This is a genomic window from Jeotgalibaca ciconiae, from assembly GCF_003955755.1.
In the GTDB taxonomy this organism is placed as follows: Bacteria; Bacillota; Bacilli; order Lactobacillales; family Aerococcaceae; genus Jeotgalibaca; species Jeotgalibaca ciconiae.
The window spans coordinates 778829-795044 of the sequence record NZ_CP034465.1 but is presented as its reverse complement, the minus strand read 5'-3'; the positions used below and the strand labels follow the sequence as shown (position 1 = coordinate 795044).

Below are 16216 nucleotides of genomic sequence, written 5' to 3'. Positions count from 1 at the left end.
ATGCCGTATTTTACAAGCTTTTTCTTTATAAATTCAATCAATTCATGTAGTATTGAATAATAAAGGGGGAAGCGGAATGGAATGGGTAGAGCGAGCGCCAGCGAAAATTAACTTAACGCTTGATGTTTTATATAAGCGAGAAGACGGCTATCATGAACTAGAAATGATTATGTCTTCCGTAGATCTTGCTGACCATTTAACATTCACTCCTTTAATGGAAGATCGAATTGAAGTTTATACAAATAAAGCGTTTTTACCGGTTGATAAGCGGAATCATGTATACCAAGCAATCAAGTTATTAAAAGAAAAATATCAAATTCCGATGGGGATAAAAGTTGATATTGATAAACAAATACCCGTTGCCGCCGGACTAGGGGGAGGCAGTACGGATGCTGCTGCTACCTTACGTGCTTTGAACAGGATATGGGATTTACAATTGAGTATAGAAGAATTAATTGATATCGGCATGCAAATTGGTACAGATGTTCCTTATTCGATTGTAGGTGGAACGGCTTTTGTATCGGGAAGCGGAGAAAATGTACGACCGATCAAAGACATTCCTCCTTGTTGGGTGATTCTTGCAAAACCACGAATTAGCGTGTCGACAAGAACGGTTTTCCGTTCTTTAGAAATTGAAGCGATTGATTACACTCCGAAATCTAAGATTGTAGAAAATGCGATTGAACAAAACGATTATTATGAAATGACCAGCCATTTAAGCAACGCTTTAGAAGCCGTTACTTTTGAGCGGTATCCTCAATTAAAACAATTGAAGGACCGGATGTTACGGTATGGATTAGACGGGGCCACGATGAGCGGAAGCGGACCAACAATCATTGGCTTTAGCAGGAATTACACGCGCGTGAAACGTGTCTATAACAGCTTAAGAGGTTTTTGCGAAGAAGTGTATATATGCAGGACGTTAAAATAGAAAATTTTAAAGAGCAATTAACTTTATCTTGATAGGTAGGTTAATTGCTTTTTTGGTGTTGATGCTTCGAAAGAATCTTCATTTGGAATAACATGAAAGTTTTCTTATAGACTAGGGGATTATAAGTTCAGCCATCAATGTCTAGCTCCCAAGTCTTGACCTAGTGAAAAAAAGATAAATTTGCCCCATTGCGCGCTTCGCTGCTCGCTAACGCATATCATTCGACTAACCCGCTGAAGCGTGAAGTCTCCTGACAATTCAGGGTCAAATTTCCTATTTTTTCATAGGCCAAGGCGGACTTGTCGGTTTTTCTTATCAGTTTATTGCTCATCTTTTATGAATGAGTTTTCATTTGTTTAGATAAAATGATTGCTTTTAAAATAAAGAATTTTAAAATATTTCATTTAAGAATAAAAGCAATTATTTGATAGTTGAAAAGAGAGGTTGATTCTATTGACTAAGGAAAGAGAGCTGTGATAAAGTCTTCTTTATGAGTAAACAGGAATCGTTACGATTTATGAAGGAGAAAAAAATGAATCATTTAAAATTAAAAAAACTTGTATTAATATTTGTTATGACTATGCTCGTATTAGTTGGTTGTAATAAAGAAGAGGGCGCGGCAAACGATGAGAGCAATGGAATAACTGTCATTACAACTTTTTATCCTGTGTTTGAATTTACATCTCAAGTAGTGGGAGAGAATGGCACAGTAAGCAGTCTATTGTCGGCAGGGCAGGATTCACACAGTTACGAGCCTACGCCGAAAGATTTGGCTGCAATAGCTGAAGCGGATGTTTTCATCTATAGTAGTGAATATATGGAAACTTGGGTTCCGGATGTTCTTTCTACATTAGAAGACAGCGATGTATTAGTTATTGAAGCGGCGGAAGATATTCCATTTTATGAAAATGTGGAAGAAGCTCACAATCATGAACACGAAGAGGAACACGAACACAACCATGCAGTTGATCCGCATGTTTGGTTAGATCCTGTATTTGCGCAGGAAATGGTATCAAAAATCGCAACAGAACTATCGAGTCTTGATAATGAAAATGCGGGAAGCTATGAAATCAATGCAAATGAATATAAGCAAAAGTTACAACAATTAAATGACGACTATGAAACTGCCTTCTCTAGTGCTGAACACCGTATATTTGTTGTTCAACATGCCGCTTTTGGGTATTTGGCTAGAAGGTATCAATTAGAAGAGCTAGCAGTTTCTTCCTTAACCTCTGGCCAAGAAGTAAGTCCATCTAAAATGGCTGAAATCGGTACATTTATCAAAGAAAATGAAGTCAAAGCGATCTACTATCAAGATTCAGCGAATTCAAAAATAGCAGAAACTTTGGCTTCTGAAACAGATGTGGACTTAGAAGTTTTAAGTGCACTTGAAGGAATTACTGAAAGTGATCAAGAGCAAGGAATCGATTACCTTTATGTGATGAAAGAAAATTTAGAGGCTTTGAAAAAAACGATTCGATAAAAAATGGACGAAAGGAGAGTTTCAATGGAATATATTAATGTAGATCAGTTATCCTTTTCTTATGATGGAGAACCGGTGTTAGAGGACATCAGTTTCTCTGTTCAAGCAGGAGAGTTTGTCATTTTAACAGGGGAAAACGGTGCGGCAAAATCAACACTCTTAAAAAGTATTTTGGGCCTCCTTCATCCACAAAAAGGATCCGCTTCTATTTCAAAAAAGAATACTCGAGGAGAGAAATTAATGGTGGGGTACGCTCCCCAGCAAATATCTTCTTTTAACATTGGTTTTCCCAGTAAAGTATTGGAATTTGTTCAGTCAGGAAGATATCAAAACAATCGATGGTTCAAAAAACTGGATGAAGAAGATCATGAACATGTCAGAAAAGCACTCGAGTCTGTCGGCATGTGGGACATGCGTGATAAAAAGATTGGTGAACTTTCCGGTGGACAAAAACAACGGATTGCTCTAGCAAGAATTTTTGCGACTGATCCAGATTTATTTGTTTTGGATGAGCCAACGACAGGAATGGACAAAGAGTCACGGGAAGGCTTTTATCGTTTGCTGCGTCATAACTCAAGATTGCACAACAAAGCGATCCTAATGGTAACCCATGAACACGAAGATATTAAAGAGTATATGGATCGTCAAATAAAATTAGTGAGAAAGGAGAATTCGCCGTGGAGATGTTTTTCTATGGATTCATGCAAAGAGCATTCCAAGCATCAACATTAATTGGAATAATGGCTCCTATTTTAGGTCTAACATTAATTTTACGTAGACAATCGTTAATGGCAGATACTCTTTCTCATGTTTCGCTGGCTGGAATTGCCTTAGGAATGTTAATAGGGATTAATCCTACGATTACGACGATTTTTGTAGTTATTTTAGTGGCGATTGGCATCGAGTATCTGCGCACTGTTTTTCGAGGTTATTCAGAAATTTCGGTTGCAATCTTGATGTCTACAGGAATGGCAGTGGCGCTTGTATTAATGAGTTTTGTTTCGGGACAGCAGACAGCAAATATTGAACAGTTCCTGTTTGGTTCAATCGTTACAATCGACCAAGGGCAAATTGTAACTTTGTTTGTATTAACAGTCATTATTGCAGCACTTTATTTTATATTTCGCAGACCGCTATATGTGTTACTCTTTGATGAAGATACAGCTTTGACTGCTGGACTGCCTGTTAGATGGATTTCACTCTTTATCTCAATTATTACTGGGATTGCAATTAGCGTTATTATGCCGATTACCGGCTCGCTGTTGGTTTCTGCTATTCTGGTACTTCCAGCAGCCGTTGCCATGCGGTTAGTAAATAGTTTTAAAATGGTAATTTGGACTGGGATTGGCATTAGCTTAATCGGGATGTACGGCGGCTTGTTCGTTTCCTATGAGTTTGGGACGCCTCCTGGAGCAACAATTACTTTGATGTTTGTTGGATTGTTTGTCATTGTAAGTATTTTTAAAGCAATAAAAATTCCTAAAAGAGCTGAATAATGAGAATTTGACAAGAGCGGAACATTGCTCTTGTTTTTATTTAATAAATACAAATAAATACGAACGTTAAGGTAACAAAAGCTTTCATTTTTAAGAAATAACAGCTATAATACTTTTAGTTAAAATAAAGGAGAGTCAGCCTGTGAAAATTAAACGTAGCGATCGACTTGTGGATATAACCTACTATCTACTGAATCATCCCCATAAATTAATTTCTTTGACTTATTTTGCACAAAAATATAAGTCTGCTAAATCATCAATTAGTGAAGACCTAACTATTATAAAACGTACTTTTGAAACGAACGGCTTTGGATTTATTGATACTTTACCAGGAGCGGCTGGAGGGGTGCGTTTCACTCCTTCTATTCCAGCAGATGAAGCGAAGGTCTATGTTGAGGATTTGTGTGCGTATATGACTTCCAAAGAACGTTTGCTTCCCGGAGGATATGTGTATCTTTCTGATATATTAGGCGATCCGGAAATTTTACAGCAAGCCGGTAGAATTATTGCTGCAGAGTATAAAGACAAAAATGTAACAGCAGTCATGACGATTGCGACAAAAGGAGTTCCAATTGCTCAAGCTGTAGCGAATTACTTGAATATTCCTTTTGTAATTGTTCGCCGTGATTCGAAAATTACAGAAGGATCTACTGTGAGCATCAATTATGTTTCGGGATCTTCTGATCGAATTGAAAAAATGGAGTTATCCAAACGTAGTTTACCAAGCGGTTCACGTGTCCTAATCGTCGATGATTTTATGAAAGGCGGCGGAACTGTAAATGGAATGAGAAGTATGGTGGAAGAATTTGATTCAGAAACAGTTGGAGTTACAGTGTTTGCTGAAGCAGCTTATACAGATAACAAAGAAACAGAAGACTATACTTCATTGATTCGTGTAAATGGCATTGATTTACGCAACCGTACAATGGAAGTGGGATTAGGAAGTTATTTTGATTAAGAATCACCTTCATACAGTGAGTGTATGAAGGTTTTTTGGTTCTTATGACGATTTTCGTTGTACAGACTCAAAATAATATGAGAAAATGGAGAAAAATCGTTATTCAAGCCCTTACAAAAGTTGATTGTTCGCTTTTTTTCAGGTACGATATTTTGGTGTGATTCAGATAAACGAAGGAGAAAGTTATATGACGAAACGTTATGCAATTGTTCTTGCTGCTGGTCAAGGAACTCGAATGAGAAGTAAATTATACAAAGTCCTCCACAAGGTTTGCGGAAAGGCTATGGTAGAACATGTGATTGATCAAGTCGAAGTAGCTGGAGTAGATAAAGTAGTAACCATTGTTGGACACGGTGCTGAGACAGTTAAAGAAACTGTTGGAAATCGTTCTGAATTTGTTCTTCAAGAAGAGCAATTGGGAACTGGTCATGCTGTTTTACAAGCGGAATCGGTTATTGGTAAAGAAAAGGGAACAACCTTGGTAATCTGTGGTGATACACCTCTGCTTACGGGAGAAACTCTAAACAAATTAGTAAAACATCATGAAGAGCAACAAGCGAAGGCGACTGTTCTGTCTGCACATGCGGAAGATCCGTTTGGTTATGGACGAATTATTCGAAATAACGATCAGCTTGTAGAGAAAATCGTGGAACAAAAAGACTCGACCGAAGAAGAAGCAAAAGTAAATGAAATTAATACAGGAACGTACGTATTTGATAATGAAGCACTTTTTGAAGCACTTTCTCAAGTGAAAAACGATAACTCGCAAGGTGAGTACTACTTACCAGATGTGATTGAGATTATCAAAGCACAGGGGGAAATTGTCTCTGCTTATCAAATGGCCGACATGGAAGAAGCATTAGGCGTGAATGACCGTGTTGCATTAGCTGAAGCAGCTAAAACAATGAAAAAGCGTATCAATGAAAAACATATGCGTAATGGAGTTACCATTATTGATCCAGATCATACTTACATTGACTCAGAAGTAGTGATTGGATCTGATTCCATTATTGAGCCAGGAGTAGTGTTAAGAGGGAAAACCATTATCGGTGAAGAGTGCTTTATCGGCTCTCAGTCTGAAATTTGTGATTCTACAATAGGAGACTATGTAAAAGTAACGAGTTCCATGATTGAACATTCAGAAATGGCATCGAATAGTAATGTTGGACCTTACAGCCATATTCGTCCAAATAGCAAAATCGGCGAAGCCGTTCATATCGGAAACTTTGTTGAGATAAAGAACGCGACAGTTGGTAAAGACACGAAAGTTGGCCACCTGACTTATGTTGGAGATGCGGATCTTGGCGAGAATATCAATGTTGGTTGCGGCACAGTGTTTGTAAACTACGATGGAAAGAAAAAACATCGTTCGACAATCGGGGATAACACTTTTATCGGATGCAATGTAAACGTAGTTGCGCCAGTGACCATAGATAAAAATACGTTCTTGGCAGCTGGTTCAACCATCACAAAAGACGTACCGGAAGGCGCTATGGGAATTGCTCGTGCTCGGCAAGAAAATAAAGAAGGATATTGGGATAAATTACCACCTTCAAATAATCAAAAAGGATAGTTGTTTTATTTTTTTAAAAGCTTATTATAATAACTGAAGGGTATTTCAAAAAAAGAATAGATGGTTAGCGGAGGCAGATATGATAACAGAACAATATAAAGACCCAAAATTGAAAATTTTTTCCTTGAGTTCCAACATTCCATTGGCTGAAAAAATTGCAGAAGAAGTTGGCGTAGAATTAGGTGTTGTATCATCTACACAATTTAGTGATGGCGAAGTAAAAATTAACATCGATGAAAGTATTCGTGGAGCGCATGTCTATGTTATCCAATCAACAAGTTTTCCAGTAAATGATCATTTAATGGAACTGCTTATCATGATTGATGCATTGAAACGCGCAAGTGCAAAAACAATTAACGTTGTTATTCCTTACTATGGTTATGCACGTCAAGATCGTAAAGCTCAGTCACGTGAACCAATTACTGCAAAACTCGTTGCGAATATGATCACAATGGCGGGCGCAGATCGTGTGTTGGCACTTGACTTGCATGCCCCTCAAATTCAAGGTTTCTTTGATATTCCAGTAGATCATTTATTGGGCTCACCATTATTAGCAAATTATTTCTTAGACAACGAAATGCTAGCAAATGATGACGTGGTAGTTGTTTCACCTGACCATGGTGGAGTAACACGTGCTAGAAAACTAGCAGAATTTATTCATGCACCAATTGCTATTATCGATAAGAGACGACCAAAAGCGAACGTTGCTGAGGTAATGAATATTATTGGAGACGTAAAAGGTAAAAAATGTATCTTGATTGATGATATGATTGATACTGCAGGAACAATTACGCTGGCAGCTCAAGCATTGAAAGATGCTGGAGCAGTTGAAGTGTATGCTTGCTGCACGCATGCAGTACTATCAGGACCCGCAATGGAGCGTCTGGAAAACTCTGCTATTAAAGAAGTAATTGTAACAGACTCAATTAATTTACCAAAAGAAAAACTAACCGATAAAATTGTGCAAATCTCTGTCTCTCAATTGATTGCAGAAGCAATCAAACGAATTCACGAAAACCGTTCTGTTAGCCCATTATTCCAAGAAAAATTTAAAATGCTAGATTAAGAAGTCGTTAAGCACTTTATCTTATTATGAGATAGAGTGCTTTTTTAATTGTTGAGGATTTCTGCCATAAATGTCTAACGAAACAATCCTGGTTGCCTTATTCTGTTTACTGAACAATGATTTTGTCCCCACTAGATGAAATTAATACCTAATATCGTCAAGTGAAGGCTGAGTCGAGTTGCCACTGAATGAAATTCGTCATTATTCTCATACAGTGAAAGCATAGAAAGCTTGCCACTGAATGAGATTGGCAAAAGAACATTATAAAAAGACCCAGAATCATCGGACCGAGAATCTTTTTAGCTTTCATCTGAAGTATTCTCCAAGAAAACAAAAAAAGCAGTTAAAGGCACCTTCTAAAGCACCCTTAACTGCTAAAAAATTAATTATCCTCGCTCAATTCTAATTCTGCAAAAGAATCTCTAATGACTTTGCGCAATGTATCCGCGGAATGTTGGAGATTACCCTTTTCAACCTCATTTAACGGAATTTCAATTACTTTTTTAATTCCGTCGCGGTTAATCACTGAGGGAACTCCGATATAGACATCGTCTTGCCCATATTCTCCATCTAAATAGACAGATAAGGGTAAGATAGCATTTTCGTCATTGAAAATGGCTTTTGTAATTCGGGCTAGAGAAACTGCGATTCCATAGAAGGTCGCTCCTTTTTTCTCGATAATACGATAAGCAGCATCTCGAACAGAATAAAATACTTCTAAAAGAGAATCTTCATCTACTTCTTCATCATTTTGTTTAATCCATTCGTATAATTGCAGCCCACCAATATTTGCATGAGACCATACAGGGAATTCTGTATCACCATGCTCACCAAGAATATAAGCATGAACGTTTCTTGCATCCACATGTACTTTCCGAGCGATTTCCTGACGGAAACGAGCGCTGTCTAAAGAAGTACCTGAACCAATAATACGGCTGGCAGGTAAACCAGAAAACTTCCAAGTAGCATACGTTAAAATATCAACGGGATTTGTTGCAACTAGAAAGATTCCGTCAAAACCAGTCGCCATAACTTGATCGACAATGCTTTTGAAGATTTTTAAATTTTTATTTATAAGATCAAGGCGTGTTTCACCAGGTTTTTGGGCTGCGCCTGCAGTTAGAACGATGAGATCTGCGTCCGCACAGTCTGAATATTCTGCTGCATAGATATTTTTAGGGCTTGTAAATGCTAAAGCATCAGATAAGTCAATAGCGTCTCCTTCAGCTTTTGCAACGTTCATATCGATAATACCTAATTCACGACCGACATTTTGTGTAACAAGAGCAAAGGCGTAGCTCGATCCAACTGCCCCGTCTCCGATGAGGATAATCTTTTGACCATATTTTCTTTTTTTATCTACCATTTTGTTCCCTCCATTTGAAAATACATAATCCTACTGAGTTAAGTATAACACTTTGTTCTCAAGTATTTCATTAATTATCAGTCTTTCTTTCAGGAATTAAAAACCATCTAAACGAATAAAAATAGGATTTTCTTTCTGCATTTTATGAAATGTGTTATACTATTGAAACTACTGGACGATTACGTGCAGCTTTTTGCACGTACACACGAAAAATGAAATTAAGAATGGATGAATCTAATGAAAATGATCATCGGGCTAGGGAACCCCGGCCAAAAGTATGTAAACACCAAGCATAATATTGGGTTTATTACCTTAGATGAATGGGCTTATCAAAATAAGACAACTTTTAATAAAAATAAATTTGATGCACTTTATATGGAAGAACGCGTAAAAGGCGAAAAAATTCTCTTTATCAAACCCATGACCTACATGAATGAATCAGGAAGAGCAGTGAGACCGTTTATGGATTACTTTAATGTTGCTACTGATGAAATTGTTGTAGTTTATGATGATATGGACATGCCGGTTGGACGAATACGGCTGCGCCAAAAAGGCAGTGCAGGCGGTCATAATGGAATAAAAAGCATCATCCAGCATATTGGTACCCAAGAATTTAATCGCATTCGGATTGGTGTCGGCAGACCCAAACAGAATATGTCGGTAGTCCAACATGTTTTGAGCCCGTTTCCAGAAGAGGAACACGGAGATGTGTTGTTCTCTGTGAAGGAAAGTGTGAAGGCAATTGACGATTATATAAGTGGGAATGATTTTCTCACCAGCATGAATAAATTTAATCAAAGAAAGTAGGTTCAGCCGGTGCTGAGCCTATTTGTACGTAACCTTTCAGAGGGAATACGGATAAATCAAGGAGTGTATTATGAAAGATATTAAATCGTTTTTAAAAAAATCGCCAAATATAAAAGCAATCTTGAGTCAAATGAATGATGCTGGAAATCAATTAGTTACAGGAATTTCAAGTTCAGCTCGAAATCTTTTAACCTCCATGATTTATGAGGAAATTCAAAAGACGATAGTTGTGTGGGCGCCTAACTTACTGCAAGCTACGCAAATATTTGAAGATATTAATCAAATCAATCCAGAAATACCTAGTTTTCTTTTTCCGGTGGAAGAATCACTGCCGGTTGAGTTAGCCTTTTCTTCTCCGGAATTTCGCAGCCAGAGAATCGAGGCCTTGCACTTTTTGGAAAGTGGACAAAAAGGAATTGTCGTAATTCCAACAGCCGGTTTTAAAAAGCTGTTAGCACCCGTTTCTGTGTGGAGAAATCATATTCTTTCTTTCGTAGAAGGAGAAGAAACGGCTTTTGAAGAATTAGCTGAAAAGCTAATTGCCATGGGATATGTACGTGAAGGGATGGTCGCTTCGCCTGGTGAATTCAGCATTCGGGGAGATATTGTCGATATTTACTCACTAAATGAAGAATATCCTGTACGGATTGAATTTTTTGGTTCAGAAATCGATCGCATGCGTTTCTTTGAACCGACTACCCAAAAATCATTTGATGATCCGGTGAAGAAAGTAGTGGTATTACCAGCTCAAGATACTGTCTTTCCGCCGAACATTCTGGCTGAACAAGCGGATAAGATTGAAAAACGAATAAAAAAAGCTGAAAAATCAATAAAAAATGAAGAAGTAAGGGACCGGCTTACTGTCTTTTTCCGCGATTTTATCGAGAAAGCTCAATTAGGAGAGTTGCCCGAAAATCCTAAAATGTATACGTCTTTATTTTTTCCTGAAACAACGACAATTATGGACTATATTCCTGAAGATGCTCTGCTTATTATGGATGAATATGGCAGAACATTAGAAAGCGACCGAACTCAGGAACTTGAAGCAGCTGATTGGCAAGAAATGAAAATCGGCGAGGGTATTCTCCTCCCCAAACAAAAGATGACTGCAGAAGTTCGGGAAATAGTGAAGCAAAGCAATCACCCCAAACTGTTTTATTCTCTATTTCAAAAGGGATTAGGGAACATTCGTTTTACTGCTATCCATCCACTCCAGTACCGAGGAGTTGTTCAATTCTTTGGGCAAATGCCAATGGTGAAAGTTGAAATGGATCGTTGGTTGAAACAAGAAATGACCGTATTTATGGTTGTCCCAGATACAGAACGTGCGAACAAAGTTCATCAGATATTTGCAGATTTTGATATTGAAAGTGTCATAAAAGGGCATGACGTAATTGTGGAAGGGCATGTAAATATTGTTGTGGGGAATTTAGCGAATGGTTTTGAAATGCCATTAGAAAAAGTAGTTTTCGTAACGGAAAAAGAACTTTTCAACAAAGCTGCAAAACGGCAGCCTCGCAGACAGAAGATGTCAAACGCCGAACGACTAAAAAGTTATACAGAATTAGCACCAGGCGATTATGTTGTTCATGTGAATCATGGTATTGGGAAATATACTGGAATGGAAACCATTGTTATAGATGATGTCCACCAAGATTATATTTCGATTACTTATCAAGATGGTGCGAAGCTGTTCATACCTGTCACCCAGCTGCACCTTGTTCAGAAATATGTTTCTTCTGAATCGAAAACGCCTAAAGTAAACAAATTAGGTGGAACAGAATGGGCTAAGACAAAAAATAAAGTTGCTTCTAAAGTAGAAGATATTGCCGATGATCTGATTGAATTATATGCAAAACGCGAATCAGAAAAAGGCTATGCTTTTCCTCGAGATACCCAAGATCAAATTGATTTTGAGAATAAATTTCCTTTTACTGAAACGGAAGATCAGCTAAGAAGTATCGAAGAAATTAAAGTGGATATGCAAAAAGAGAAACCTATGGATCGTCTATTAGTGGGAGATGTAGGCTACGGGAAAACAGAAGTAGCTATGCGGGCAATTTTTAAAGCTGTTCTGGATGGGAAACAAGCAGCATTCTTGGTTCCGACAACCATTCTTGCTCAACAACACTATGAGACATTGGTTCAACGTTTTGAAGAGTTACCATTTGAGATTGGATTGCTGAGTCGTTTCCGCACGAAAAAACAACAAGAGGAGACGATTGAAGGAGTCCGTAAAGGCAGCATTGATATTGTGGTAGGAACACATCGGTTAATTTCAAAAGATGTTGTATTTTTTGATCTGGGCTTATTGGTTGTAGATGAGGAGCAGCGCTTCGGTGTCAAACATAAAGAACGCCTGAAGTCTTTAAAAGCGACTGTGGATGTACTTACATTGACCGCAACGCCGATTCCGCGTACTTTGCATATGTCTATGTTAGGAGTGCGGGATCTTTCTGTTATTGAAACTCCTCCAGCGAACCGTTATCCTGTACAAACTTATGTAATGGAGCAAGATATGGGAGCTGTACGAGACGGAATAGAGCGAGAGATGGCACGAGGCGGGCAGGCTTTCTATGTCTATAATCGTGTAGATACAATCGAAAGGAAAGCCGATGAGATTCGCTTGCTTGTACCAGACTGTCGAGTAGGAGTTGCACACGGTCAAATGACGGAAGTCCAGTTAGAGAATATTATGATGGATTTCGTAGAAGGGGCTTATGATGTACTGGTTACGACAACAATTATTGAAACAGGTGTAGACATTCCAAATGCAAACACGCTCTTTATCGAAAATGCTGACTATATGGGGCTATCTCAATTGTATCAGTTGAGAGGAAGGGTGGGCAGGACGAATCGAATTGCTTATGCCTATTTAATGTACCAACGAGATAAGGTACTGAGTGAAGTGAGCGAAAAAAGATTGCAAGCAATCAAAGATTTTACTGAATTAGGCTCTGGTTTCAAAATTGCGATGCGTGACTTATCAATCCGTGGTGCAGGTAATTTACTAGGAGCGCAACAGCACGGATTTATTGATTCAGTTGGTTTTGATTTGTACTCTGAAATGCTGAGTGAAGCAGTGGAGAGGAAACGTGGAAAAACACCTCGAAGAAAACGAATCAATGTAGAAATCGACCTAGGTGTCAACGCTTATATTCCTAACGATTATATAGAAGACGAACGCCAAAAAATTGATATGTATAAACGTATCCAACAAATGAAGAATGAAGAAGAATTTTACGAGATTCAAGATGATTTCCAAGACCGTTTTGGAGATTTGCCGAACGAAGTAACCTATTTAGCACAAGTCGGTCTGATTAAACACTATGCAGAGCTGGCAGAAGCAGAAAATATCAGACGGAATGACGATACCATTTATATTACTTTTGATAAGGATGGAACAAAGCGCCTGCAAGGAGTTACGATATTTGAATCATTAAGCAGTATTCCATTACGGGCACAAGTAAATATGAAGAAAGAAAAGCTAGTCGTCTCGATTCAAATTCACAATGTTGAAGTTCCAGCTTGGATGGATCATCTAAAAGTCTTCTTAGAAGCAAGCGCTCCTGAGAAGGAAAAAGTAGAAAGTTGATTGCTTATGAAAAATAATCAGTTAAAACAAATGATGAGTGGGGCACTACTGCTTTCGGTTGCTTCTTTATTTGCAAAAATATTAAGCGCCGTTTATCGCGTGCCATTCCAAAATATGGTCGGAAATACTGGCTTTTATGTATATCAACAAGTCTATCCCATTTATGGAATTGGAATGACTTTTGCTTTATCGGGATTTCCAGTGTTTTTTTCAAAAACGATTGCGGAGGCTAAAAGCCGTGCAGAACACCGATTGCTAATAAAACAAAGTTTGTTGATTCTATCCGTCTTTTCAGTGGGATTGTTTGGTATTCTTTACCTATTTTCCAAACAGATTGCACAATTCATGGGGGATGAACAACTCACACCGATTCTTCAATCTGTATCCTGGATGTTTCTGTTCATGCCGGTCTTAGCGACTTTTCGAGGGTATTTCCAAGGAACCTATCGAATGAAGCCGACAGCGATTTCTCAAGTAATGGAACAAATCATCCGCGTAGTAGTCATATTATTTGTGGCATACCTTTTTACAGTAGGGGGAACTGATTTGTATCAAATGGGGGCAGCTGCCATGAGTGGTGCTACTTGGGGAGCAATTGGCTCAACGATTATTTTGTTCTATGCAATTTTAAAAGAGCGGAGAGAGCACCCTTTTGAAACGGACATTTTTGTGAGTAAAGAAAGGCATTCTGAGCGTTTATCAGAACTTGCGAAGCGTTACTTGACAGAAGGGATGACCATATGTTTATTAACATCCATCCTTGTTTTATTTCAATTGATAGATTCTTTTACCTTGTATAAAGGATTAGTTGAAAATGGCATGATGGAAGAAGCTGCTAAATCTTTAAAAGGAATCTATGACCGAGGACAACCGCTTGTGCAATTGGGAATGGTAGTGGGCACAGGCTTTTCTGCCAGTTTTATCCCCATGATGACACAAGCATTCGTCGCTGAACAAAGCGATCGATTTCATTATGCAGCAAAGTCGTTAATTCGAATGACCGCCACTTTTTCTATTGCAGCTGCAGTAGGACTGCTGGCGATATTGCCGGAAGTAAACCATATGCTATTCGGGGATCGAAATGGAAATTCAGTGCTCGCTGTCTATATTTTATCGATTGTGGCGGCTTCCTTAGTAATGGCTTATCACTCCATCCTCCAAAGTGAAAATCAGTACCGGATTACGCTTTACGCACTGGGAATAGGACTGTTGATAAAGTATACGGCGAACATATTCCTTGTCAGTCATTACGGCACAATGGGAGCAAGTGTTTCAACGTTACTTGGATTAATCGTGATGACGCTGTTTCTGGGCAGTAAAATGCGTCTTTCGTTAAAGAGGGTATGGAAAACCGATCATTTTTTAGCGAAATTATGTGGTGGAAGTGTTCTGCTTTACTGCGGAGTTTATCTGAGTAAATTTTTATTAGGATGGTATTTTGTTGATGTGAATCGAACAAACTCATCCATTATAGCCTTAATAGCTGTTGCAATTGGAATGGTTATCTTCGTTGCCTATGTGTTAAGCGTGAATCTTTTTACTGCTCGTGAATGGTTAACACTCCCTTTTGGGAAAAAAATCTTAAGAAGATTGAATAAGGGATCTTCATAAAGGAGTAGAATATGCCAAAAATAGAGATTGTAGGTTTGGGTGCCGGAGACTTTAATCAGTTGCCGATCGGCGTTTATCAAAAAATAAAAAATCACGCCAATCTTATTCTTCGTACAAAGGAACATCCACTTGTAAGTGAACTAGTATCAAAAGGAATTAGCTTTCGTAGTTTTGATGAAATTTATGAACAAGAAAGTCAATTTGAATCGGTATACGAAAAAATTAGTGAGCGGTTATTGAAAGAGGCAGAAAAACAAGATATTCTGTATGCAGTGCCGGGACATCCACTTGTAGCCGAAGATTCGGTGCAATTGTTATTAAAAAATCAGCAAGGAATTGAAGTAGAGGTATTGGGCGGAAAAAGTTTTATCGATGATTTTTTTCAGGCTGTTTCAGTGGATCCGATTGGCGGGTTTCAGCTGGTAGATGGTTTATCTTTTGATGCAAATCAAATTGATTTAGGAAGTCATTTAATTATCATGCAGGTCTATAATGATCTTGTTGCAGGAGATGTAAAACTCACTTTGATGGATAAATATCCTGATGAGCACCAAGTTGCCTTGGTGGATGCGGCAGGAACCACTTTTGAAAAAGTAACATGGGTTCCTTTATACGAATTAGATCATTTAGAAGGAATACACAATTTGTTGTCTGTATATGTGCCTCCATTAGAGCGTGACGACCAGACAAAATCATTTGCGACGACTCAATTTTATATGGATGCTATCATGAACGGAGATATGTGGGTTCAAGAACAGACCCATGAGAGCTTGTTACCTTACTTAGCGGAGGAAACAGAAGAAGTCGCAGAAGCAATCAAAAAAGATGATACTGAAAACTTGATAGAAGAGTTGGGCGATGTATTATTGCAAGTCTTTTACCACGCTGGCTACGCAAAGAGCCAAGGCATGTTTACCATGGAAGACATTCTTGATACGTTGAATAAAAAACTTCGTCGCCGTCACCCGCATATATTTGACGGATACGAGGTGAACTCGATTCAAGAAATCGATGACATGTGGCAAGAAATAAAGAGAAAAGAACGGGAGGAAGAATCATGAGATTAGACAAATTTCTAAAAGTATCACGTATTATCAAACGGAGAAGTGTTGCAAAAGAAGTTGCGGATAAAGGAAGAGTACTTATTAACGATAAACAAGCGAAATCAGGTGCCAATGTAAAAGTCGGTGATGAATTAACTCTTCAATTTGGAAATAAGACATTGGTAGTGCGTATTGACAAAATACTGGACACTACTAAAAAAGATGAAGCGCAAGAAATGTATACTGTTTTGAGTGAAACGGCAAATATAGAAGAATAATGCCAAGTT

Annotated in this window: 13 protein-coding genes; 12 read left to right on the top strand and 1 reads right to left on the bottom strand. The window is 38.2% G+C overall.

Annotated features, from left to right (window positions below; translation table 11 throughout):
* Window positions 1-76 precede the first annotated feature (76 nt).
* The 7 genes from ispE to EJN90_RS03695 all read left to right on the top strand — a co-directional run bounded on the left by ispE (window position 77) and on the right by EJN90_RS03695 (window position 7507).
* The gene (gene ispE, locus EJN90_RS03725) at window positions 77-931 is read left to right on the top strand and encodes a 4-(cytidine 5'-diphospho)-2-C-methyl-D-erythritol kinase (RefSeq protein ID WP_126108933.1); all 855 of its coding nucleotides are present in this window, start codon (window positions 77-79) and stop codon (window positions 929-931) included.
* A 532-nt stretch (window positions 932-1463) separates the two neighbouring features.
* Window positions 1464-2414 (top strand): metal ABC transporter solute-binding protein, Zn/Mn family, encoded by a 951-nt coding sequence (locus tag EJN90_RS03720; protein WP_164543995.1) that lies wholly within the window; start codon window positions 1464-1466, stop codon window positions 2412-2414.
* Window positions 2415-2438: 24 nt separating this feature from the next.
* Window positions 2439-3146 carry a metal ABC transporter ATP-binding protein gene (locus tag EJN90_RS03715; RefSeq protein ID WP_126108931.1) on the top strand — a complete coding sequence of 236 codons (708 nt, stop codon included), beginning with the start codon at window positions 2439-2441 and terminating at the stop codon, window positions 3144-3146.
* On the top strand, window positions 3092-3910 hold the full coding sequence (locus tag EJN90_RS03710) for a metal ABC transporter permease (RefSeq protein WP_126108930.1): 819 nt from the start codon (window positions 3092-3094) through the stop codon (window positions 3908-3910). The genes EJN90_RS03715 and EJN90_RS03710 overlap by 55 nt, the downstream gene beginning before the upstream one ends.
* Before the next feature lie 142 nt (window positions 3911-4052).
* The gene (gene purR, locus EJN90_RS03705; protein ID WP_126108929.1) at window positions 4053-4868 is read left to right on the top strand and encodes a pur operon repressor; all 816 of its coding nucleotides are present in this window, start codon (window positions 4053-4055) and stop codon (window positions 4866-4868) included.
* 187 nt (window positions 4869-5055) lie between these two features.
* Window positions 5056-6441, top strand: coding sequence for a bifunctional UDP-N-acetylglucosamine diphosphorylase/glucosamine-1-phosphate N-acetyltransferase GlmU (glmU, locus tag EJN90_RS03700; protein WP_126108928.1), 1386 nt, complete (start codon window positions 5056-5058; stop codon window positions 6439-6441).
* 82 nt (window positions 6442-6523) lie between these two features.
* A complete protein-coding gene (locus EJN90_RS03695) occupies window positions 6524-7507 on the top strand; it encodes a ribose-phosphate diphosphokinase (protein ID WP_126112247.1) in 984 nt (327 codons plus the stop codon).
* A gap of 382 nt (window positions 7508-7889) precedes the next feature.
* Here EJN90_RS03695 and EJN90_RS03690 read toward each other — a convergent pair whose 3' ends face one another.
* On the bottom strand, window positions 7890-8873 hold the full coding sequence (locus EJN90_RS03690) for an L-lactate dehydrogenase (RefSeq protein WP_126108927.1): 984 nt from the start codon (window positions 8871-8873) through the stop codon (window positions 7890-7892).
* 237 nt (window positions 8874-9110) lie between these two features.
* On the opposite strand from EJN90_RS03690, the gene pth reads away from it, so the two are divergent.
* From pth to EJN90_RS03665, 5 genes are all read left to right on the top strand, one after another.
* Complete coding sequence (gene pth, locus EJN90_RS03685) at window positions 9111-9680, top strand: aminoacyl-tRNA hydrolase (RefSeq protein ID WP_126108926.1); 570 nt, start codon at window positions 9111-9113, stop codon at window positions 9678-9680.
* Between the two features lie 70 nt (window positions 9681-9750).
* On the top strand, window positions 9751-13275 hold the full coding sequence (gene mfd / locus EJN90_RS03680; RefSeq protein WP_126108925.1) for a transcription-repair coupling factor: 3525 nt from the start codon (window positions 9751-9753) through the stop codon (window positions 13273-13275).
* A 6-nt stretch (window positions 13276-13281) separates the two neighbouring features.
* Window positions 13282-14886 carry a putative polysaccharide biosynthesis protein gene (locus EJN90_RS03675; protein ID WP_126108924.1) on the top strand — a complete coding sequence of 535 codons (1605 nt, stop codon included), beginning with the start codon at window positions 13282-13284 and terminating at the stop codon, window positions 14884-14886.
* 11 nt (window positions 14887-14897) lie between these two features.
* Complete coding sequence (locus tag EJN90_RS03670) at window positions 14898-15947, top strand: MazG nucleotide pyrophosphohydrolase domain-containing protein (protein ID WP_126108923.1); 1050 nt, start codon at window positions 14898-14900, stop codon at window positions 15945-15947.
* Window positions 15944-16207: an RNA-binding S4 domain-containing protein gene (locus EJN90_RS03665; protein ID WP_126108922.1), complete on the top strand. Its 264-nt coding sequence runs from the start codon at window positions 15944-15946 to the stop codon at window positions 16205-16207. The genes EJN90_RS03670 and EJN90_RS03665 overlap by 4 nt, the downstream gene beginning before the upstream one ends.
* Window positions 16208-16216: the final 9 nt, after the last annotated feature.